Annotated in this window: 21 protein-coding genes; 3 read left to right on the top strand and 18 right to left on the bottom strand. The window is 31.6% G+C overall.

The window, feature by feature from the left end; genetic code table 11:
- Positions 1–216: 216 nt before the first annotated feature.
- The 4 genes from JM82_RS09700 to JM82_RS09685 form a co-directional block, all read right to left on the bottom strand.
- A complete protein-coding gene (locus JM82_RS09700; RefSeq protein ID WP_145002885.1) occupies positions 217–1,614 on the bottom strand; it encodes an FAD-dependent oxidoreductase in 1,398 nt (465 codons plus the stop codon).
- Positions 1,607–1,951, bottom strand: a complete 345-nt coding sequence (locus tag JM82_RS09695) for a PH domain-containing protein (RefSeq protein ID WP_145002882.1) — start codon at positions 1,949–1,951, stop codon at positions 1,607–1,609. Before JM82_RS09695 ends, JM82_RS09700 begins: the two co-directional genes overlap by 8 nt.
- A 7-nt stretch (positions 1,952–1,958) precedes the next feature.
- Complete coding sequence (gene kynU, locus JM82_RS09690; protein ID WP_145002879.1) at positions 1,959–3,224, bottom strand: kynureninase; 1,266 nt, start codon at positions 3,222–3,224, stop codon at positions 1,959–1,961.
- A 177-nt stretch (positions 3,225–3,401) separates the two neighbouring features.
- The gene (locus JM82_RS09685) at positions 3,402–4,064 is read right to left on the bottom strand and encodes a hypothetical protein (RefSeq protein ID WP_315897455.1); all 663 of its coding nucleotides are present in this window, start codon (positions 4,062–4,064) and stop codon (positions 3,402–3,404) included.
- A gap of 71 nt (positions 4,065–4,135) precedes the next feature.
- Between JM82_RS09685 and JM82_RS09680 the strand changes: the two genes are divergently transcribed.
- Positions 4,136–4,930, top strand: a complete 795-nt coding sequence (locus tag JM82_RS09680) for a class I SAM-dependent methyltransferase (protein ID WP_145002876.1) — start codon at positions 4,136–4,138, stop codon at positions 4,928–4,930.
- Here JM82_RS09680 and JM82_RS09675 read toward each other — a convergent pair.
- The 4 genes from JM82_RS09675 to JM82_RS09660 form a co-directional block, all read right to left on the bottom strand.
- Entirely contained in the window at positions 4,927–6,834 is a 1,908-nt protein-coding gene (locus JM82_RS09675) for a T9SS type A sorting domain-containing protein (RefSeq protein ID WP_145002873.1), read from the bottom strand. The genes JM82_RS09680 and JM82_RS09675 overlap by 4 nt on opposite strands.
- A 133-nt stretch (positions 6,835–6,967) precedes the next feature.
- Positions 6,968–7,615: a peptide-methionine (S)-S-oxide reductase MsrA gene (gene msrA, locus JM82_RS09670; protein WP_145002870.1), complete on the bottom strand. Its 648-nt coding sequence runs from the start codon at positions 7,613–7,615 to the stop codon at positions 6,968–6,970.
- 144 nt (positions 7,616–7,759) lie between these two features.
- Entirely contained in the window at positions 7,760–8,539 is a 780-nt protein-coding gene (locus JM82_RS09665; protein ID WP_145002867.1) for a zinc ribbon domain-containing protein, read from the bottom strand.
- Between the two features lie 3 nt (positions 8,540–8,542).
- Positions 8,543–9,637, bottom strand: a complete 1,095-nt coding sequence (locus JM82_RS09660) for a Nif3-like dinuclear metal center hexameric protein (protein ID WP_145002864.1) — start codon at positions 9,635–9,637, stop codon at positions 8,543–8,545.
- 112 nt (positions 9,638–9,749) lie between these two features.
- Here JM82_RS09660 and lpxK point away from each other — a divergent pair, with 112 nt between their 5' ends.
- A complete protein-coding gene (gene lpxK, locus JM82_RS09655) occupies positions 9,750–10,757 on the top strand; it encodes a tetraacyldisaccharide 4'-kinase (protein WP_145002861.1) in 1,008 nt (335 codons plus the stop codon).
- Here the strand turns inward: lpxK and JM82_RS09650 are convergent.
- From JM82_RS09650 to JM82_RS09625, 6 genes are all read right to left on the bottom strand, one after another.
- Positions 10,735–12,987, bottom strand: coding sequence for an ATP-binding protein (locus JM82_RS09650; RefSeq protein WP_145002858.1), 2,253 nt, complete (start codon positions 12,985–12,987; stop codon positions 10,735–10,737). The genes lpxK and JM82_RS09650 overlap by 23 nt on opposite strands.
- 51 nt (positions 12,988–13,038) lie before the next feature.
- Positions 13,039–14,031, bottom strand: a complete 993-nt coding sequence (gap, locus tag JM82_RS09645) for a type I glyceraldehyde-3-phosphate dehydrogenase (protein ID WP_145002855.1) — start codon at positions 14,029–14,031, stop codon at positions 13,039–13,041.
- 2 nt (positions 14,032–14,033) lie between these two features.
- Positions 14,034–14,912, bottom strand: a complete 879-nt coding sequence (gene lipA / locus JM82_RS09640; RefSeq protein ID WP_145002852.1) for a lipoyl synthase — start codon at positions 14,910–14,912, stop codon at positions 14,034–14,036.
- 82 nt (positions 14,913–14,994) lie between these two features.
- Positions 14,995–15,543 (bottom strand): RNA polymerase sigma factor, encoded by a 549-nt coding sequence (locus JM82_RS09635; RefSeq protein WP_145002849.1) that lies wholly within the window; start codon positions 15,541–15,543, stop codon positions 14,995–14,997.
- Positions 15,534–16,649 carry a glycosyltransferase gene (locus tag JM82_RS09630; protein WP_145002846.1) on the bottom strand — a complete coding sequence of 372 codons (1,116 nt, stop codon included), beginning with the start codon at positions 16,647–16,649 and terminating at the stop codon, positions 15,534–15,536. The genes JM82_RS09635 and JM82_RS09630 overlap by 10 nt, the downstream gene beginning before the upstream one ends.
- A 3-nt stretch (positions 16,650–16,652) precedes the next feature.
- Positions 16,653–16,856 (bottom strand): hypothetical protein, encoded by a 204-nt coding sequence (locus JM82_RS09625; RefSeq protein ID WP_028283727.1) that lies wholly within the window; start codon positions 16,854–16,856, stop codon positions 16,653–16,655.
- Positions 16,857–17,058: 202 nt separating this feature from the next.
- Between JM82_RS09625 and aqpZ the strand changes: the two genes are divergently transcribed.
- Entirely contained in the window at positions 17,059–17,748 is a 690-nt protein-coding gene (aqpZ, locus tag JM82_RS09620; RefSeq protein ID WP_145002844.1) for an aquaporin Z, read from the top strand.
- Between the two features lie 68 nt (positions 17,749–17,816).
- On the opposite strand, the gene JM82_RS09615 is transcribed toward aqpZ, so the two are convergent.
- Genes JM82_RS09615 through JM82_RS09600 form a run of 4 tightly spaced genes read right to left on the bottom strand, consistent with a single transcriptional unit; the run spans position 17,817 to position 21,413 of the window.
- Positions 17,817–18,614: an anti-sigma factor gene (locus JM82_RS09615; RefSeq protein ID WP_261375349.1), complete on the bottom strand. Its 798-nt coding sequence runs from the start codon at positions 18,612–18,614 to the stop codon at positions 17,817–17,819.
- A gap of 7 nt (positions 18,615–18,621) precedes the next feature.
- Complete coding sequence (locus JM82_RS09610) at positions 18,622–19,152, bottom strand: RNA polymerase sigma factor (protein ID WP_028283724.1); 531 nt, start codon at positions 19,150–19,152, stop codon at positions 18,622–18,624.
- A 57-nt stretch (positions 19,153–19,209) separates the two neighbouring features.
- The gene (gene murB / locus JM82_RS09605; RefSeq protein WP_145002842.1) at positions 19,210–20,223 is read right to left on the bottom strand and encodes a UDP-N-acetylmuramate dehydrogenase; all 1,014 of its coding nucleotides are present in this window, start codon (positions 20,221–20,223) and stop codon (positions 19,210–19,212) included.
- A complete protein-coding gene (locus tag JM82_RS09600; protein ID WP_145002840.1) occupies positions 20,223–21,413 on the bottom strand; it encodes a pyridoxal phosphate-dependent aminotransferase in 1,191 nt (396 codons plus the stop codon). Before JM82_RS09600 ends, murB begins: the two co-directional genes overlap by 1 nt.
- Between the last annotated feature and the right edge of the window lie 84 nt (positions 21,414–21,497).

Raw genomic sequence — 21,497 nt, 5'->3', positions numbered from 1 at the left:
AAATCACGATCAAGCCAAGGAATTTTCAGTTTTGCAAACTGAAACCGATTTGAAAACTCCGCGTCGAACTGCGTTCTCCTGTTTTCGGAGCTTTTCTTCATCTATTCTTCGCCTTGATGTTTCAATTCTTTTGAATTGATTTGAGGGCTTTATAATTTACTTAGTTTATTTTTAAGCCCTAAATTATTTTCATTTTTGCTAATTGCTAATTTTTAGTTACTTCAATCCTGCAACTCTATCGTCTTGTAAAATTGCTTCTGTTTGTGTTTTTACTTTTTCCAAAATATCTTTTAGATTATCTGATGTTTTAATTATTCCGTCGTCTAAAAGGTTTAGTATGGCTTTATCTTGTGCACGACCTCTGAGCATTGCTTCGCGATAGCCAATATGCTCGTTAAAAGTGACTAAGCTATATTTTGATGAATACTCATTAGGGAATTCTTTTTCTAATGCTTGTTCAATTTTTCGTTTTTCTTGAAATATAGCTTGACCAACGTGGTCTTTCATTTCGTGAAAATTATCTATAGCTAAATCTGCAATAGCATCTGTGTCTTTTTTTCTAGTTTTTTCGTATTCTGTAAAAACAGTTTCCCAATCGCCTTCAAATTTATCTAATACAGCGTCAAACTCGACAACATCTTCAAAAGACGCATTCATGCCTTGTCCGTAAAAAGGTACTATTGCGTGTGCTGAATCTCCCATTAATAGGGTGTTGCCTTTATAGTGCCAAGGAGAACATTTTACTGTACCTAAAGGAGCTGTTGGGTTTTCAAAAAAGTCCTCCACCAGATTAGGCATTAAAGCTAATGCATCTGGGAATTCTTTTTGAAAAAACTCGGTTACAATTTCTGGAGTAGTTAAGTTGTTAAAATTATATTCACCTTCAGCATAGCTTAAAAATAGTGTTACAGTAAAGCTACCGTCTAAATTTGGTAGTGCAATAACCATAAAATCTCCTCTAGGCCATATGTGTAAGGCGTTTTTGTATGTTTTGTAATCTCCTGTTTTTGTTGGTAATATGCTTAACTCTTTATAACCGTGTGTTAAGTAGTTTTGAGAAAAACTGAATAAAAATTTACGCTCTAAATAATAACTTTTGCGTAAAGCAGAACCAGCTCCATCTGTTGCTATTATGCAATCTGCATCTTCAATAAATTTGTCTTTAGAAGTATAATCTTCAAAAAGAGCAGTTGTTTTTTCAAAATCTACCGATTTGCATTTTTTATTAAAATGAAAGGTAACATTATCATGTTTTTCGGCTTCATTTAAAAGTAAAGCGTTTAATCCACCTCTTGATATCGAGTTTATATATTCATGATCACGACCACTATAATTGGATAAGAACGTGTTACCTTGTTTATCATGAATCATTCGACCATTCATTGGTATACAAAGTGCTTCTACTTGTTTTTCTATACCAACTAATTTCATTGCTTTATTACCTCTATCTGAAAATGCTAAATTGATAGAGCGACCTGCAGATATGTCAGTTTTGCGTAAGTCGGGACGCATCTCGTACACGTTAACATTATAGCCTCTTTGTCCAAGTCTTAGTGCTAGTAAGCTTCCGCAAAGTCCTGCACCAATGATTAATATGTTTTGTTTATTAGGCATGTAATTTTTTCTTTATTAACTGTATCTCTTCGTAAGTTAATCTTAACTTATTTAAGGATAACTGTTGTTGTTGATTATTTGAGTCATTAAAACTTAAAGTATTATTCATGCTGTTAAATTTTAATTCTTTAAAATTATGATACTCTATGTTTGTAACTACAGTGTCTTTAATTAAGACTAATATTCTTTTGTTTGTGATAAAAAGATAATCAAATTGATTATTGGCAAAAAAGCTTAGTAACCCTAGTATTTGATATTGCCAAAATCCAATATCACTTTTTTTCTTTAGTTTTAGTAATACTGTTTCATCACTTATTATTTTGTAAAAAGTGTTCAAAGTAAAATTATAGTAATTGTTTTAGACGCTCCACCATATTGTAAACATCTTGAAAACTATTATATAATGGTATAGGAGCACATCTGATAACATCAGGTTCTCTCCAGTCTGTTATAACGCCAGCATCTGTTAACTTGTCGTACAAAGATTTATCTGCATTTTTAACTTGGATAGACAGTTGGCATCCTCTTTCGTTAGGATTACTAGGAGTAATTATTTTTATATCCTTGTTGTTTAATTGGTTTATTAAAAACTCAAAATAACCAGTTAATACTTTTGATTTTTCGCAAAGCTTATCAAATCCAGCTTCTTGTATTACATCTAAAGACGCTCTAATAGCAGCCATAGATAATATTGGTGGATTTGAAAGTTGCCAACCCTCTGCACCTGGAAGTTGGTCAAAATCGTCACGCATTCTAAATCGTGTCTTTTTGTTATGACTCCACCATCCAGTAAATCTATTTAAATCTTTATTATTAGCATGACGCTCGTGCACAAACGCACCAGATAAACTTCCTGGTCCAGAATTTAAATATTTGTATGTACACCAAACTGCAAAGTCTGCACCAGAATCGTGTAAATTTAATTGGACATTTCCTGCACCATGAGCACAATCAAAACCAACAACACAGCCATGTTTATGACCTAAATCAGTAATTCGTTTTAAATCAAAAAACTGTCCTGTGTAGTAGTTTACACCACCTATCATTACTAACGCTATCTCGTCACCATGTTGATTTAAAATAGCTTCTAAATCGTCGTAATTGGCTAGTTCTTCGCCTTTTCTAGCTTTCCATAATATCAAGCCTTCTTTGTCGTCATAGCCATGATGACGTAATTGAGACTCTACTGCGTATTTATCACTAGGGAAGGCATCAGCCTCTATTAAAATTTTATAACGCTTAGGTGTAGGTTGATAAAAACTAACCATCATAAAATGTAGGTTAGCAGTTAATGAATTCATTACTACAACTTCCAATGGTTTTGCGCCAACGATATTAGCCATAGTATCTGTTAAAAACTCATGATAATGTAGCCAAGGGTTTTTACCTTCGGTGTGTCCTTCTACTCCTAGATTTGCCCAATCTTGAAGCTCTTGGTCAATATAAGTTTTAGTTATTTTTGGTTGAAGACCTAATGAGTTTCCGCAGAAATAAATTAAATCCTTTCCGTTTTTATCTTTAGGAATATGGAATTGTTGACGGTAGTCAGCCAATTGGTCTTCGTTATCTAATTGTTTAGCAAAATCTAAACCTAATTTATAGTTGGTCAAAATGGTTTGTTTTTTAGGTGTCCAACAAAAATAAGAATAATTAGGTTAGAAAGGAAGTAGTTGGTTAAGACAAAAAAAGGGTTTCATAAATATAAATTATGAAACCCTTTGAGATATATGTTGACGCATAAAGCGGAATTACTTTATATACGTTTTAAGTTTTAATTTGGACGTTTTCTAATTCATTTTTATTGAAATATTAGAAAAATTTAAGTTCCAATTACTATCATTCTGTTTATGATCCTTAGCTATTTTAATACCGTTGTAGTCTTGATAATTTTCAAAAGTTGTGATCATTGAGGGTTTTGAAGTATTACCTTGTCTAAAAATCCATTCTTTAATAATGTAGTTTTTATCGTAGTAAAAATCATAGGCATCACCAGGTGTGTAACCACCATCACTAGTATATGTTAGTGTTAATTTGTTTAGTTTAACCTTGCTAATTGGCGCTAATTCTACAATTGTATCAGTAATAGTTGTGCCTTTATCCCATGATATTTGAAAAGGTGCTAAAAGCCAAAATTTATCATTTATAAAACCACGATCAGCCATCATTGCTGTGCTATCCATATTGCTTCTGTTGTACGTTATAGTGTCTTTATCCGTAATTAGCGTAACTTGTTTGGATTTTGGTTGCCACGACCAAGAGCGTTCAAAATGTGTACTATCTTTATCTACGTTAAAAGTAAAGTCAATTTGGGTTACATTTTTCCAATGTGATATTCCGTTAGCGTTAGCAATTTTTTGAGCAGTAGTCAGTTGTATTTGAGTTGGTTTAACCTCTTTTTTACAAGAAAAACTAACTATAGCCATAAATATAAGTAATAATTTTTTCATCATTTTTTATAGCAAAGATACGGAAGCCTTTTATTTAAAATAGAAATATTAAATTGGGAACAAATACCAATATTATGAAAACTGATTATTTTAACACCAATAAATCTACTTGGAACGAAAAAGTAAAAATTCATGCCACGAGTGACTTTTATGATATGGATGCCTTTAAAAAAGGAGAAACATCCTTAAAACACTATGAGTTAAAGGCATTACCAAATGTTAGCGGTAAATCGATGTTGCATTTACAATGTCATTTTGGTCAAGATACACTTAGTTGGAGCAGGTTAGGAGCTAAGTGCGTGGGTGTTGATATTAGTGATGAAGGTATAAAATTAGCCCAAACTTTAAATAACGATTTGTCTTTAAATGCCAAATTTGTTTGTTGTAATGTTTTAGACACCTCTACTCATGTCAAGGAAACTTTTGATATAGTGTTTACAAGCTATGGAGTTATAGGTTGGCTACCTGATTTAAAACCATGGGGAAAAATGATCGCTGAGCGTTTAAACAAAGGTGGCGTCTTTTATATAGCAGAGTTTCATCCGATTGTTTGGATGTTTGATTATTTAGAAAAAAAGCCTGTAATGCGCTATGCTTATAATAGGGATGAGGTTATTTATGAAGAAGAACAAGGTACGTATGCAGATGAAACTGCTGATGTACTATCTAAGACCTATTCATGGAATCATGGTTTAGGCGAAGTTATAAATGCCTTAACCGAAGCTGGGTTACACATTGACTATCTAAATGAATATGATGAAAGTCCGTATAACGTATTGCCAGACTTAATAGAAACTAAATCTGGCAATTTTGAATTAAAAGAAAAACTATATCCTCTTATTTTTGAAATTAAAGCAACTAAGCTTTAGTTTTTGATAATCATTTTTGAACCTATAAGTTTATCAAAACTATAAATCTTTATAAAGTAAGATCCTGATTTAATTTGACTTAAATCTAATGTAGCTTCTTTGCTATTTGGGTTTTTATCAATTACTTGTTGGCCTAATATATTATAGACTTTAAAGTTGGTTACTTGTATGTTAGATATAAATGATACCAGACCATCTGTTGGATTTGGGTATAACTTAAAATTAATATTTTCAATATCCATAACACTTAATGTGCTATCTGTAATATCCAAATTAAAAGTCGAACTATAATTATTACAAGCATCAATTTGGTAAGTGACTGTATAGTTTCCTGTTGTTGATGCTGCTGTGTTAATTTCTCCAGTTGCTGCATTTATTACTAATCCTGGTGTACTAGAGAACGTACCAATTGCACTACCTGTAATTATAGGCATTGGATTGCTATCCGTTATACTGTAACTGTTTGAAGCGTATTCAAAATCTGCAAAATCGTTATAATGTATGTCTAAAAAAGATACAATAACTGTAGCATAATCATCAGCAAATGGTACTAATGTTTGTGGTCTAGTATCATACGTATTTCCATTGTAAGTCCCTAAATCTCTTACGCGTCTATTAACTTCTGTCATTATACCATCTATACTTCCACCACCACCAAGTCCATCGCTTGCTGCAGGTCCAGATCCATGACGTTTATTGCTGTAAAAGTCTCCATCAAAATACGAGTTAGAATAAGGACGTGTGTCATCACAACTTGTTGATCCTCCATTAAAGTCACTTGGAAGCGTACGATATCCACTACTAACACCACATTGAGAGTAACCTTGTGCATTGTAAAAAGCACCTCCAGTATCACTAAATATGCCACCTAAACTATTTGGACCTCTTACTAATTGTTCTTGCGTTAATCCTCCAATGTTATTAGTTACTAAGTTAGAAATTGTAGAATTAGATACAGTATTAAGAAAATTTGTAGTCGTGTTATTTAAATCTGAAGCCGAAATATTGTAACCAGCTTCTATTCTTGGTATAGCATGACTTTGACCATGTAAGTCTATGTAAAGACCTTTGCCAAACGTGTTCATAACATCAGCACTTGCAGTGTCAATAAAATTATGGTATTCATTCCAGTAAAATAGCGCATCTGAATCTCCACATGTAGCCTCAGCAGACGCTCTGTTTGGATCTAATTTACTTCTGTGTAAATTGTTTATAATAATGTATGGATAACAACCTGTTTGATCATATACAGATTGCTGTATTTCTCTAATTAATATATCAGTATTGTCATCTCTTTCAACCGTTCCGCAGTTTCTATCAGGTAAACTATTATCGTTATCAGGATATGAAGTACCTCCAATAGTAAGACCTGACTGTTTTACACCACCATGTGGCGCTGAAATTATGATTGGAATATTACCTGGTATGTATTCAATATAATTGTTTCCGCTGGAATCAAATTGAGATATTCCCGGAAAAGGAGGAGCAGGTTGTTCTAAAGCAAGGTAGATTGTTTGCGAAATTTCGCTATTGGTAGCAGACGTATTAAAGGAACCATTAAATGTAAATGCCGATTGACCATCAGTGGTAATGGTTAAGCTACCTGATCCATTCCATCCATCACCATAAGTATCATAAACGATAACATAGTAACCAGCAGTAGTACTATTGTTTACTGGGTAATCCATAGGGATGGTTGAAGTGGAGTAAGGATTTGCTTGACTACCAGATCCATCATAACCGTTATCTATAGTCTCTAATAATGTTCCGTTAGGATCATAAAACTCAACTTTATTTTCTGTTGACCATTGCGGCCAATTAACAGATAAAACTACTTCTGTATTTTGAGCAGAACAAATTGAAAAGAAAACGATAGAAAATACTATAAGTAATTTTTGTTTCATGGGATTAATAGGTTAAATAACGATTTATTGTAAATGTAATTAGTATTGCGCTTAGCAAGTCTAATTACATTTACAGCTTAATTTTAATCGCTAAAATAACTTATTTAACCGATAAACAGTTTTTTAGGTCGTTTTATTTTAAGATGTTTGGCATCTTAGATTTAAACTTATTTAATCTAGGAATAGAAACATTTTGTATGTAAGGATTTTCAGGATGTAATTTTTCATAATCTTGATGATAGTCTTCGGCAATCCAAAATTTTAGAAACGGATAAACTTCGGCAGCAACTGTGCTATTTAGTTTTTCAGCTAATGCCTTTTTCTTTGCGTCAATAATTTCTTTTTGTTCTAGATTTTGATAAAAAATAATAGATCTGTACTGACTGCCTCCGTCAGGACCTTGACCATTTACTTGTGTTGGATTTTGCGAAGCAAAATAAACGTCTACTAAGGTTTCAAAACTTACAATTTTTGGATCGTATATAACTTCTACTGCTTCAGCATGACCTGTTTGACCTGTGTTACTTTTCTCGTAAGTAGGATTTTGCGTATGACCTCCTGCGTATCCATTAATAACTTCATCTACACCTTTAACGCTTTCATATACAGCTTCTACACACCAAAAACAACCACTTGCAAAATAGGCTTTTGCTTTTCCGTTTTGTAATGCAACAGTTACTGGAGTTGCTGTTTTGATAGCTTCTTGTTTAGGATTGGTTTGGGCTTGATTGTTACAGCTAAATAATAAGGCTAGAAATAATACTGATAATAATTTTTTCATTTTTCTTTTCTTTTTCAATTGGACGTATAAATTATAACATCCTTGCTTATTTACTTATAATTATTTCTTAAAAAAAATAAATATATAGCAATAAAAAAAGCCTTTACGTTATGTAAAGGCTTTATAATATAATGAAAAAGGTTTCTATAATTTAGAAAACATTTTTTCCATTTTCTCTCTTTGTTCATCTGCTAAAGCAGCATCAACAAGTATACGTCCACTATGCTCATCTGTAATAATTTTTTTACGTCCAGCGATTTCCATTTGTACTTGTGGTGGAATTGTAAAATAAGATCCTCCTGATGCACCTCTTTCGATTGGTACAACAGCTAAACCATTTTTTACGTTTACTCTAATACGGTTGTAAGCTTTTACTAAACGCGCTTCGATTTTTTTCTTGTAATCTTCAGACTTGTCTATAAGTGCTTTTTCTTCTTTTTCAGTTTCTTTTAAGATAGCATCTAACTCACTTTTTTTATGTTTCAAGTGGTTTTCACGCTCTTTGTTATGCTCTTTAGTTTTAGCAATAACGTCTTTTTTCTGCTCAATTTGAGCTTTAAATTCTCTGATATGCTTTTCAGCTAATTCAATTTCTAACTCTTGGTATTCAACCTCTTTAGTTAAAGAATTAAATTCTCTGTTATTTCTAACATTTTTTTGTTGCTCAGAGTATTTTTTAATTAAAGTTTTAGATTCTTCAATTAAATTTTTCTTAGCAGTAATTTCAGCATCTACAGAGCTTAAACTATCTTCTAATTTCTCTAATCTAGTTTTTAATCCTGCAACTTCGTCTTCTAAATCGCTAACCTCTAAAGGTAATTCTCCACGTACGCTTCTTATTTCGTCAATTCTAGAGTCTATTAATTGTAGATCATATAACGCTCTTAGGCGATCTTCTACTGTTGCTTCTTTTGTCTTTGCCATATTTTAAAAATACTTAACAGGATTGGTATTTGTGTTCGATAAAATGAATGCAAAATTAGGGATTTTTTTCGTAAGTATTGCTACTAAACCAATTTTTGTGTACTGTTCACTTTCATAATGTCCTATATCTACTAATAAAATGTTGTTTTCTGCTTGGAAAAAATCATGATATTTAAGGTCTGAAGTTACAAAAGCATCAGCTCCTGCTGCTTTTGCTGCATTTATAGCAAAGCTTCCGGAACCTCCTAATACAGCAACTTTTTTTATTCTTTTATTTGTTAATTTACTATGTCTAATTGCTGAAACATCCATTTTTTCTTTCAAATAATGCAAAAACTCAATTTCGGCTTTGGGATTTTCTAGTTCTGCAATCATTCCCATACCAATATTTTGGTTTGTATTTTCTAAAGTGGTTACTTCAAAAGCTATTTCTTCGTAAGAATGTGTTTTAAATAAAGTTTGTAAAATGGTAGATTCTAAATGTTTTTGAAAGGTGACATTTATTTGTGTTTCAGCTTCGATATAATTTTCTCCTTTTTGACCTATTGTAGGATTAGCTTCTTGATTAGGTTTAAATGACCCTATCCCTTTTGTTGTAAAGCTACAGTTAGAATAGTTTCCAATTTGTCCTGCACCTGCTTTAAATAAGGCGTTTTTTATGGTTTCAACTTCTGATTCTGGTGCGTAAGTTGTTAGTTTTTTTATGGTTTGTTTTTGTGGTATTAATATGCGTTGATTAGTTAAGTTAAGTTGATCACATAACATGGCATTAACACCATTTTTATCATTATCCAAGGCTGTATGTATAGCGTAAATAGCAATGTTGTTTTGGATGGCTTTTAAAACGGTACGCTCTACATAATTTTTTCCGGTAAGACTTTTAAGGCCTTTAAAAATTATTGGGTGAAAACTTAATATAAAGTTGCAGTTTTTAGCAATTGCTTCGTCAACCACATCTTCCAATGTGTCTAAAGTTACCAATACGTTGGTTATCTTAGTGTTTTTATCGCCAATTAATAATCCTACGTTGTCAAAATCTTCTGCATATTTTAAAGGCGCAATTTCTTCAAGGTGATTAACAAGGTCTTTTATCAACATACTTTTTGGTCTTTAATATTTAAAACAAATATAAAATATTTACTTTCGTTACTATTATTGTTTGCTCCATTTCGTTTTTATAAAAATGATAAATGGGCTTTAAATATATTAAATGAAGTTTTTAAGATTTATTTTATTTCCTATTGTACCGTTTTATTATTTAATAACTTGGTTTAGAAACATCATGTTTGATAAAGGTTGGTTGGCTTCTAAATCTTATGATTTTCCAATTATTTGTGTTGGTAACCTTAGTACAGGAGGAACTGGAAAAACACCAATGGTTGAGTATTTAATACGTTTATTAAAAGATGATGTTAATTTGGCTACCTTAAGTAGAGGTTATGGACGCCAAAGTAAAGGGTTTAAGCTAGGTGATGCTTCGACTAATGCAACAATTTTAGGTGATGAGCCTTTTCAGTTTTATAATACGTTTTCAGAAGATATTAAAGTTGCAGTGGATGCAGATAGACAATCTGGAATCTCTAATTTATTGCGTTTAAAGGATAAGCCAGATGTTATTTTGTTAGATGATGCTTTTCAGCATAGAAAAGTTAAAGCAGGATTAAATATCATGTTGACCACTTGTGATAATAGATATACAAAAGATATTGTATTGCCAACTGGTAATTTGCGTGAACCAAAATCAGGAGCTAAGCGTGCAAATATTATAGTTGTAACCAAATGTCCAGAAGAGATAACAGAAATTAATAAACAGGATATAATTGCTGAAATCAAACCTTTAGCTTATCAACAGGTGTTTTTTAGTAAGATACGTTATAGTGACAAAGTATATTCTGAAAACAAAACAATTGCAATAGATCAATTAACAGATGATTTTAAATTGGTAACAGGTATTGCTAATGCAAAACCATTAGTGTCCTATTTGAAGAGTAAAGATTTAAGTTTTGAACATTTAAATTTTAAAGATCATCATGAGTTTTTATCCTCAGAAATCGAGTATTTATCAAAGTATGAGCTAATAATCACTACAGAAAAAGATTATATGCGTTTAAAAACGGAAGCTTCTTTACAAGGTAAATTATTTTATCTACCTATTAAAATAGATATTGATAACAGTGATAAGTTTGATGCCATTATTAAGACGTATGGTTTAGGGTAGGGTTGTCTCCTTTTTCCGATAGCATTAAGGCATTAAAAAGTTTTTTCTCGAAGTCTTCTTGTTTAAAAGGTTTAGGGATAATATCTGTAAATCCAGCTTCTTCAAATTCTTGCATTTTATCCTCAATAGTAACAGCAGTTAATGCAAAAATAGTAAGTTCTTTATCAAAGGTTCTAATAATTTTTGTGGCTTCCATACCACTAATTCCTGGCATGTGGATGTCCATTAATACAACATCGTATTTGGTGGTTTTAACCATGTCAACAGCCTCTTCACCATTATCCACAACGTCACAATACAGTTTCATTTTATTCAGGATTTTTTTGGTGATCATTTGGTTAATCTTGTTATCCTCTACAACTAGTATTTTTATGTTGCTTAATTCAATTTCGTCAATTTCGTTAAAGTAGTTTGCCTTTTTCTCAACAATAATCTCATTACTTTTTTTCATAGGTATTTCAAAGAAAAAGGTAGTTCCTTTTCCTAGCTGACTTTTCATGTAAATTTTTCCTTTTAATATATCTATTAATCCTTTAACAATGGATAGACCAAGTCCAGTTCCTCCATATTTACGGTTGATTTGAATTGATCCTTGAGAAAAACTTTCAAACATATTTTGTTGCTTTTCTTCACTAATTCCAATACCGTTATCTTCTACTTCAAATCTAACTTCAAAATTTTCTCCATTTTGATTCTGTTTGATAATTCTAATCCAAATATCTCCATCCTTTGTAAACTTAATAGAGTTACCAATAAGGTTAATTAGTATTTGAGAGATTTTTAATTGATCTGCATTAAAATTAGTTGGTAGGTCTCTGTCGTATTCTAAATGCAAGGTGATATTGTTGTCTAAAGCAGAATTGTTTAGTGCTGACATGACATTTTCAGCTTTCTTTTTAAGATTAAAAACTTCAGGTTCTATATCTACTTTATTGGCTTCAATTTTATTAATTTGAAGGATGTCATTAATAAAAGTTAAAAGGTAATCACCAGAAAATTTAAGTGATTTTAAGTGTTGCACTTGGGTAGGTTTTGGGTCTTCCTCCAAAAGCATATTTGTTAATCCTGTTACAGCGTATAAAGGTGTTCTTAACTCATGCGTTACCGTAGATAGGAAGTTAGCTTTGGTTTTGGTAGCCAATTCTGCTTTTTCCATTGCAATGGTTAATTCTGCATTTTTTTTATGTAAAATATTATTAGATTTTAATCTAATATTATTGTTTTTATATAACGAAAGCGTCAATAATGATAAAATTGTAATTAAAGCAATACTTAATATTGTTGTTAGTTTTTCTAACCAAGTTGAGCTTGCCTCTTTTTCTAAATCAGCTTCTTTTTCTTTTTGGTATTCTACGGGATTACTGTAAAGTTTGTCTAACCTTTTATCTGAAGAAAGAAAACCACGCTTAGCCATTAATAATGAATCGTTAAGTTTGATGTGCTTTTTTAAATAGGTATTTGATTTTTTATAATCTTCAGTTTCGTTATAAATATCACTTAATGAAGCATAAGCAATGTTAGTAATGGAAGGGAAGTTGTTTTTTTGTGCAATGGTTAATCCTTGTGTAATTAACTTTTCAGCTTCAGCAAATTGGCCTAACTTTATTTTATTTTTCCCTAAATGTACGTAAGCGCTACTAAGTATTTTATTGTTTAAATAGCTTTTAGATATGCTAACTGCTTTTTCATATTCTATTTCTGCTTCTTCGTAGTTTTCTAAGTTATAGTAGGCATCACCTTTATATAGGACCGACTCTGCTTCAAAATCATGTAAGTCTTCATTTTCAAAAAGAACTTCTGCAGATGTAAAATAATCTAGTGCACGATTAAAATTATTTTTACTCATGTAAACGATACCAATCGTTTTGTAAGTTTCTGCTATGTTAATATTATCCTCTGCAAAGCGTTGCTTTTCAATAGCTTTAATTAGCGTTTGAAGGGCTTCGTTAGATTCCTCAGTAATAAATTGAATTTTTCCAATTTTTGAGTAGATTAAACCAATATTTTTATTGTCATTAATTTGATTAGCCAATGCTAAGGCTTCGTCTAAATCGCTTTGCGCTTTGTAATATTGATTGTTATCAATATTTTTTTGAGCTTGACTAATGTTAAAGTTTATTTTGCTCTTAATGACTTCCTTTTCTTTTTCTGTTAAGTTTTGTGCTTGTAGGTTTAATCCTATAAAACACAATATTAAGCACGTGAAAAATTTTATAAAATGGGATTTCATTGGTTGGGTATATATAAACAAATATAAATATTTATACTCTAAAAGTTATTTTTATTCCGATAAATTGGAAATCAAATCTATTATTCGGCTAGAGTAACCAGTTTCGTTGTCATACCATCCAATAATTTTTACCATGTTACCTATAACAGAGGTCATTTGAGCATCAAAAATACAGGAGTGTGGATTGCCAACAATATCGATGGATACTATTGGGTCCTCAGTATATTCTAAGATGTTTTTAAATTTGCCTTTAGATGCATTTTTAAAAGCCTGATTTATGGCTTCAATAGTGACCGTTTTTTTAACATTAAAAGTAATATCTGTTAACGATCCATTGGCTACAGGAACTCTAATTCCGCATCCACCAATTACATTTGATAACTCAGGAAATATTTTTGTTAAAGCCTTGGCAGCTCCAGTTGTTGTTGGTACAATACTTTGTCCAGCAGCTCTAGCACGTCGTAAATCCCTATGTGGCTGATCGTGTAGGCTTTGGTCTGTGGTGTATGAGTGTATTGTTGTTATGTATGCTTGATTAATACCGCAAAGCTCATTGATTATGTCAATCATTGGAGCTGCGTTATTTGTGGTACATGAGGCGTTTGATATTATAGTTTCAGTACCATCTAAATCGTTTTGATTAATGCCTAAAACAATAGTTTTAATATCATCTTCAGTTGGAGGTACGCTTAAAATTACGCGCTTAGCTCCATTGTTTATATGATGTTGTAAATCTTCTGTAGTTTTAAATTTTCCGGTGGCTTCAATAACAAAATCTGGAGCAAATTGGGACCAGTCTATAGTTTTAGGATGTGTTTGGTTTAAAAGTGAAACAGATACATTGTTTACAAGTATAGTGTTTTCTGTGGAAGAAATTTCAGCAGGAAATACACCATGTATACTATCATATTTTAGTAAATGACTTAACGTTTTTGCATCTGCTAAATCATTTATGGCAACAACCTTAATATTGGGATTGTTATGTAGTAGTCTAAAAACGCGTCTTCCAATACGTCCAAAACCATTAATAGCTACTGTAATCATATTTAATTTATGTGTTTTTGTGCTTTATATGAAGAACGTACTAATGCGCTACTTTCTACATGTCTAAATCCAAGTTTTAGTCCTATTTCTTCATACTCTTTAAATTCGTCAGGAAGTATAAATCGTTTAACAGGTAAGTGTTTTTTACTTGGTTGTAAATATTGACCAATGGTAACAACATCCACATCGTTATCTCGTAAATCGTGTAAAGTTTGAATAACCTCTTCACGCGCTTCACCAAGACCTAGCATAATCCCAGATTTTGTTCTGCGTTGTCCTTGTTGTTTTAAGTATTTTAATACGCCTAAACTTCTTTCGTATTTAGCTTGTATACGGACTTCTCTGGTTAGTCTTTTTACGGTTTCAATGTTATGAGATACCACTTCTGGAGCTACATCAATAATTCTGTCAATGTGCATTTCTACACCTTGAAAATCAGGGATTAATGTTTCTAGTGTTGTTTGTGGATTCATTCGTCTGACAGCATCTACTGTTTCTGCCCACATAATACTTCCCATATCTTTTAGGTCATCTCTATCTACACTTGTTAATACAGCATGTTTGATTCCCATAATTTTTATAGAACGTGCTACCTTTTCTGGTTCGTCCCAATCAACATCCTCTGGACGTCCAGTTTTTACACCGCAAAATCCACATGATCTAGTACAAACATTTCCAAGTATCATAAAAGTTGCAGTTCCTTCTCCCCAACATTCTCCCATGTTTGGACAACTTCCAGATGCACAAATAGTGTTTAATTTGTATTTATCTACTAATCCTCTTAATTCTGTATATTTTTTACCTGTTGGTAATTTAACGCGTAACCATTTTGGTTTAGGTTGTCTTTCTGGTAATATATTTGATGCAGTTTCTGTATTCATAGTTGCAATTTTGTAGATGCAAAGATACGAAGTATTTTGGTTAAAATTTAAGGAGTAGGAGTAAAGTAGGGTAAGCTAATAATTACTTTTTTTGAATAATTTCTGCTAATAATTTTTTAGCACGAAGTAACTTTACTTTTATATTATTAATTGGCTCTTTTAGCTCGTCAGAAATTTCTTTGTAACTTAATTCTTGAAAATATCTTAGGTTTATTACTTCTTGATAATGTGGTTTTAGCTTTTTAATGTCACGAAGTAATTTAGCTAAATTTTGTTCTGTAATTAGTTTGTCTTCAACAGATGGTGTTTCGTCTAAAACTTGATAGACAGCATTGTCATCTGTACTTGAAATAGCTTGTTTAATGCTGTTTTTTTGTTTTCTAATAATATCAATATGAATGTTTTTAGAAATTGTAATTAACCAAGTATTAAATGCGTATTTGCTGTCGTAAGTTTTTATTTTGTCAAAAGCTTTAGAGAAAGTTTGAATGGTAATATCTTCTGCATCGTTTTCATTTTGGATGCGTTTAAGTTGAAAACCATAAACCTTATCCCAATAATTATGAAGTAAATAATTAAACGCTTTTTGGTCGTTTTGTTTGGCTCTTTTTATTGCTTCTTCTATTTCCAATAATTTGGTTTTGAAATTTTATTGGCTATAAAGATACTAAATTGCAATACAATCAAGGTTATTTCTAGGATTGGTAACAATAAAATGGTGTCTTTTTCGTCTAATTTATTTGCAGAAAAGCCTAAACTTAAAAATTGAATGATAAAACGTAAAATAATTAGACCCAAAACAAAAGGCCATAAATAGGTGGTTATGGCTAATACAATAGCTAATGTCCAAAAAAGTATTTGCGAGATATAAAAACTAGCCAATAAAAATTGATGCTTTAATTTATAATATTGAGCAGTTGATACATGTCTGCGTTTTTGTTTAAACCAATCTTTTAATGAAGACTTTGGTATGGAAGATGTAAAACTTTCTTTATTGTAACAAATTGCTGTGTTAGTTGCGTTAGCAGCTTCGTTGATAAAAAGATCATCATCTCCAGATCTAATTTTCATGTGTTTAATAAAACCATTAGTTTTAAAAAACTCATCTCTATGGTAGGCTAAATTACGACCAACACCCATAAAAGGAATCCCAACTTTTGCAAACGAAAAATATTGTGTTGCAGTCAGCAAGGTTTCAAATCTGATTAGTTTATTTAAAAATGAGTTTTTTATTTTGTTATACGCACCATAACCTAAAATAATGGTGTTCTCGTCATTAAAACTTTGACTCATTTTGTCGATCCATTGGTTTGAAACCGGTTGGCAATCTGCATCAATAAACAATAAATGATTGTGTGTGGCAGCTTTTATGCCTAGTGAGAGTGCGTATTTTTTATTTCCCCAAAAGGCTTCAATATTTTTGACATCTACAATTTTAATATTGCTATGTTTAGATTTAAAATCTTCAAAAACATCTAAAGTCTCATCGTGAGATGAGTCGTTTATTAGTACCACTTCAAAATTGGGATACGATTGATTTAATATGCTAGGTAGAAATTTTTTAAGGTTTTGTGCTTCGTTTTTGGCACAGATAATTACAGAAATTGGATAGTTTCTGTTTAAAGAGGTTGTAATACTTTTAGAAAAAGCAAAGCTGCCAAATAACACAGCATAATATAATACCTGAATAACAACCACAGCTACAAAGCTGTAGAATAAAACCTCAAGTATTAGCATGTATTAAGAATGTTGCGTTTCGTTGCAGTTGTCAAACTGATCTGGAGTTTTACCGCAAAATCCGCAAGATTCTCCTGTTGTGTTTAACATTGGATTTTGACTTGCGCAAGTACCAGCAAATTTACCATCTTTTTTTGCCCATATTTTAATTGCTATTCCAGCAAAACCTAATGCTAGAAGACCTAATGTAAGTAGTAAAAGTTTCAAATTATTTTTCTTTTTTTGTGACTACAAAGATACTAAATTTTAAAGAATAATGTAAAGGTTTTATAAAACCTCTAACAGTGTTTTTATCTTTTATATCTATTAAAGTTGTTTTTTATCGAATTTTTTATTCAAGCGAAAAATAAGTGTCTAACATTTGTTTTTTTTAAATATCTTAAACCCTTAACTTTTAATTATTTAGATTATGAAAAAATTATTGGCAGAATGTTTTGGAACTTTTTGGTTAGTTTTTGGAGGTTGTGGTAGTGCAGTCTTTGCAGCTGGTTATCCAGATTTAGGTATTGGATTTGTTGGTGTAGCATTAGCTTTTGGATTATCCGTATTAACAATGGCTTACGCTGTTGGTCACGTATCTGGAGCACATTTTAATCCTGCAGTATCTATAGGTTTATGGGCTGGTGGCAAGTTTCCTGCAAAGGAGCTACCTGGTTACATTATTGCACAATTAGTTGGAGCTATTTTAGCAGCTGCAGCATTATTATATATTATTTCTGGTAAAGCAGGATTTTCTGGTCAAGGTGGTTTTGCTGCTAATGGTTATGGCGCTTTGTCACCTGATGGTTATTCCATGATGTCTGCTTTGGTGACTGAGTTTATTTTGACCTTATTTTTTCTATTAATAATATTAGGAAGTACGTACCCTAAAGCACCAAAAGGATTTGCAGGTATTGCTATTGGTTTAGCTTTAACTTTAATTCATTTAATTAGTATTCCTATAACAAATACGTCTGTTAATCCAGCAAGATCAACTAGTCAAGCTTTATTTGCCGAAGGTGGTGAATATATGGGACAACTATGGTTGTTTTGGTTAGCACCAATTGCAGGTGCAATTGTAGCTGGTTTAATCCATAAAGCGCTGTTTAGTAAGGATTAAATCGTTGAATTTTGACATAAAAAAAAGCCTCATAATAGTTATGAGGCTTTTTTATATAGTATAACTAATTAGTCATTAATCTTTAACGAGATCTCTGCAACAGGTGTGTCATTTGATCTAAATTGACTACCTCCTTTAGGTTCTATGGATATACTTAACCCTAAAGCATCTTCTGTATATGGTATTTCTTGTAAGCGTCTGTCAGCTTCACTTAGTACACCAAGGTTAACCATTTTATCTTGTAAGTTAGCCCAAATTTGATATACTTTGTCATCAGGTAATTGAGGCAAGGATACTACATCAATCATAGATTTTTTTTCTTCTGGATTAATGTAAGCGACAGTCTTAAGGTTTTTAGCTCTAGTATTTCCTGTTAACACATATTTTTCTGTTTCAGGATTATTTAATTGTTCAAACTGTTGTAATACTTTATTTAAAGTACTATTGTTATTGGATATATCACTTCTTAAATCAAAGATTTCATCAGCGATGGTTTGATTTTCATCTGCTAAATTATTGTTTTGATTAAGTAGATAAACAGAGCTTCCTGCAAATAATAGTGCAGCCACACTTGCTGCAATTGCTAAGCTATACCATTTTTTTGATTTTTCTGGTTTTAATGCTACTACTGGTTTATCGTCTAGAGTATCTAGAACATTATCTAAAATAGATTTTGGTGCTTTTACCGCATTTAATTGCGCAGTAAATTCTAGCTTGTCTTCAAGCTTTTGAAATGCTTTTTTAACTTGTGGGTATTCTGATATGTAATGCTCTACCTCTAAAGTTTCTGAAGCTGTAGTTAGACCTATTAAATATCTGTCTAATAAGTCAGTGTCTAAAAATGTTTTTACTTTCTGATTCATCATTTTACAATTAAGGGTTGTAAATTTTTTTCAATTCACGTAACGCAATTTTTAATCTTGATTTTATTGTACCTAACGGTATGTCTAATTCTTCGCTCGCTTCTTGTTGCGTCATTCCTTCAAAAAAGAGCGCGTTTATAACTATTTGATACTTTTCGTCCAACGTGTTTAAATGCTTTTTAATATCTAAAACATCCTCGTTTAAACTATTAGTTGTCAGTTTATATACGTTTGAATCTTCGATTTGGACTTCTTTATTAGATTTATTATTTACAGATCTAATTTTATCGATTGCCGAGTTATATGCAATGCGGTATAGCCAAGTGAATAATTTGGCTTTATCAGGATTATAACTTTTACCTTTTTTCCAAACTTTTATTAAAGTCTCTTGAAGCACGTCTTGCGCTAAGTCGTCATCCGAAATCACTTTTTTTATGACTCCAAATAATGCATCAGCATAATTTTCGTATAACAAATTAATGGCTTGTTTGTCGCCATTTTTAAGGTGTGTTATAATATGTTTTTCTAAAGAAAATTCCAAGCTATTGTATTGTAGTTGTTAGTTAACTAATTTAAATTGAAGTTATTTTATATTGTGTCAAAAAATATTTACTTCAGCTTCAATTGAAATATTAAAGATACGATAAATAGTATTTTGTATTAATTTTGAAAGGTTTAATATGTCTTCTCCTTTAGCGTCGTCATAATTAACTAGTACTAAGGCTTGTTTTTTATGCACGCCATAATTACCAAATGTTTTTCCTTTAAAACCTGCGGTTTCAATTAACCATCCAGCAGGTATTTTTATTTCGTTTTCAGAAATCACATAATGTGGCACTTCTTTAAAGTTATCTTGCAATTGTAAGAACTGAGATTTTGAAATAACAGGGTTTTTAAAAAAACTTCCAGAATTGCCAATAATTTTAGGGTCTGGTAATTTGCTTTCGCGAATAGCTATAACTGCTTTGGAGATGTCTTGTATTGTGGGTTGGGTAATATTCATGGTTTCTAACGCTGTAGTTATAGCACCATAATTAGTATGCAAAATGTGGTTTTTAGTTGTTAGTTTAAAAACCACACTTGTTATTATATATTTTCCTTTTGCTTCTTGTTTAAATATTGAATGTCTATACCCAAAATCACAGTCCTGCTTAGTAAAAGTTTCTGTTTTTAAAGTGTCTAGATTTAAAGCATTGCAAGAGTAAAAATGATCTTTTAATTCTACACCATAAGCGCCAATATTTTGTATTGGACTTGTGCCAACATTACCAGGGATTAAAGACAAATTTTCTAAACCGCCAAAATCTTGTTTTAGTGTCCATTTTACAAATTCATGCCAGTTTTCGCCAGCTTGACACTCTATTAATACATGATTATCTGTAGTGTCAACAATAGTTTTTCCTTTAAGATTTAATTGTATCACTAAAGCATTTACAGGTTTGGTGAGTAACATATTGCTACCACCACCAAGGATAAATTTATTGGTGTTTTTATAATTAGAATAGATAAACCTTAAATCTTGGACTGTGCTAACTGCTACAAATTGTTTAGCGTTAACATCTATTCCAAAAGTATTATAAGGTTTTAAAGATATGTCGTTTAAAATATGCACTAGTCTTTATATACTTTTAATGCTTGTTTGATAATATTTACTGCTTTTTTTAAACTGTCTTGATTTAATACATAAGCAATACGGATTTGATTTAATCCAACTCCAGGTGTGCTGTAAAAACCTGCAGCAGGAGCGACCATAACGGTTTCTCCATCAATATCAAAATCTTCTAAAAGCCATTGTGCAAAAGCGTCACTATTTTTTATAGGTAATTGTGCGATACAATAAAAAGCACCTTTTGGATTAGCTACTTGGACACCATCTATTTTTTGCAATTCTGCGATAAGCACATTACGTCTTTCAACGTACTCTTCAATAACATCGTCAAAATAACTTTGTGGTGTTTCTAAAGCAGCTTCACTAGCAATTTGTGCCAAGGTTGGAGGGCTTAATCTTGCTTGTGCAAATTTTAATGCAGTTGCGATAACTTCTTTGTTTTTAGAGACTAAACAACCAATTCTTGCACCACACATACTGTAACGTTTAGACACAGAGTCTATGACTATTGCATGGTCGTCTAAACCTTGTTCTTGTAATATAGAATAGTGTTTTGCTCCATCGTAAGCAAACTCACGATAAACCTCGTCAGCTATTAAAAACAAATCATGCTTTTTAACTATTTCGGCTAATTTTTTTATTTCGTCTTTTGAATATAAATAACCAGTTGGGTTTCCTGGATTACAGATTAATATTGCTTTAGTTTTTGGTGTGATAAGTTTTTCAAACTCTTCAATTGCAGGTAAGGCAAAATTGTCTTCTATTTTCGAAATTACAGGTACGACCTTAACACCAGATGCAGTTGAAAATCCATTGTAATTTGCATAAAACGGTTCAGGAATAATCACTTCGTCATCAACATCCATAATGCTTCCAAAAGCAAAAAGTAATGCTTCACTACCACCTGTAGTTACAATAATATCGTCATGTTTTACATGGATATCATTTTTTTGGTAATAGTTAGCGATTTTTTTGCGATACTCTTCAGATCCTTCAGATCGTGTATAAGCTAATATATCTAAGCCATGCATTTTTACTGCATCAAGAGCTGCTTGTGGTGTTTTAATATCTGGTTGCCCAATATTTAAATGATAAACAGTTTTTCCCATTTTATATGCTTTTTCAGCAAAAGGAACTAACTTTCTAATTGGTGACTGTGGCATTGATTGCCCTTTTTGAGAAATTTTTGGCATTACATATCGTTTAGGTTACAAATTTGCGAAAAATAATTGTAATGTTTCTTTAAAAAAAGACCTTTTAAAAGAGATTATAGTTAA

Origin of the sequence: Olleya sp. Hel_I_94, from assembly GCF_007827365.1 — a bacterium.
GTDB lineage: Bacteria > Bacteroidota > Bacteroidia > Flavobacteriales > Flavobacteriaceae > Olleya.
Note: the sequence above shows the minus strand (reverse complement) of the source record. Positions and strands in the feature narration are given on the sequence as shown.

What these genes read in the sequence shown, in the direction of transcription:
- JM82_RS09700 (WP_145002885.1), bottom strand. Translation starts at nt 1,614, where the DNA reads ATGCCTAATAAACAAAACATATTAATCATTGGTGCAGGACTTTGCGGA.
- aqpZ (WP_145002844.1), top strand. Translation starts at nt 17,059, where the DNA reads ATGAAAAAATTATTGGCAGAATGTTTTGGAACTTTTTGGTTAGTTTTT.
- JM82_RS09665 (WP_145002867.1), bottom strand. Translation starts at nt 8,539, where the DNA reads ATGGCAAAGACAAAAGAAGCAACAGTAGAAGATCGCCTAAGAGCGTTA.
- lpxK (WP_145002861.1), top strand. Translation starts at nt 9,750, where the DNA reads ATGAAGTTTTTAAGATTTATTTTATTTCCTATTGTACCGTTTTATTAT.
- JM82_RS09680 (WP_145002876.1), top strand. Translation starts at nt 4,136, where the DNA reads ATGAAAACTGATTATTTTAACACCAATAAATCTACTTGGAACGAAAAA.
- gap (WP_145002855.1), bottom strand. Translation starts at nt 14,031, where the DNA reads ATGATTACAGTAGCTATTAATGGTTTTGGACGTATTGGAAGACGCGTT.
- JM82_RS09685 (WP_315897455.1), bottom strand. Translation starts at nt 4,064, where the DNA reads ATGATGAAAAAATTATTACTTATATTTATGGCTATAGTTAGTTTTTCT.
- lipA (WP_145002852.1), bottom strand. Translation starts at nt 14,912, where the DNA reads ATGAATACAGAAACTGCATCAAATATATTACCAGAAAGACAACCTAAA.
- JM82_RS09615 (WP_261375349.1), bottom strand. Translation starts at nt 18,614, where the DNA reads ATGATGAATCAGAAAGTAAAAACATTTTTAGACACTGACTTATTAGAC.
- JM82_RS09630 (WP_145002846.1), bottom strand. Translation starts at nt 16,649, where the DNA reads ATGCTAATACTTGAGGTTTTATTCTACAGCTTTGTAGCTGTGGTTGTT.
- JM82_RS09660 (WP_145002864.1), bottom strand. Translation starts at nt 9,637, where the DNA reads ATGTTGATAAAAGACCTTGTTAATCACCTTGAAGAAATTGCGCCTTTA.
- JM82_RS09650 (WP_145002858.1), bottom strand. Translation starts at nt 12,987, where the DNA reads ATGAAATCCCATTTTATAAAATTTTTCACGTGCTTAATATTGTGTTTT.
- JM82_RS09600 (WP_145002840.1), bottom strand. Translation starts at nt 21,413, where the DNA reads ATGCCAAAAATTTCTCAAAAAGGGCAATCAATGCCACAGTCACCAATT.
- msrA (WP_145002870.1), bottom strand. Translation starts at nt 7,615, where the DNA reads ATGAAAAAATTATTATCAGTATTATTTCTAGCCTTATTATTTAGCTGT.
- JM82_RS09675 (WP_145002873.1), bottom strand. Translation starts at nt 6,834, where the DNA reads ATGAAACAAAAATTACTTATAGTATTTTCTATCGTTTTCTTTTCAATT.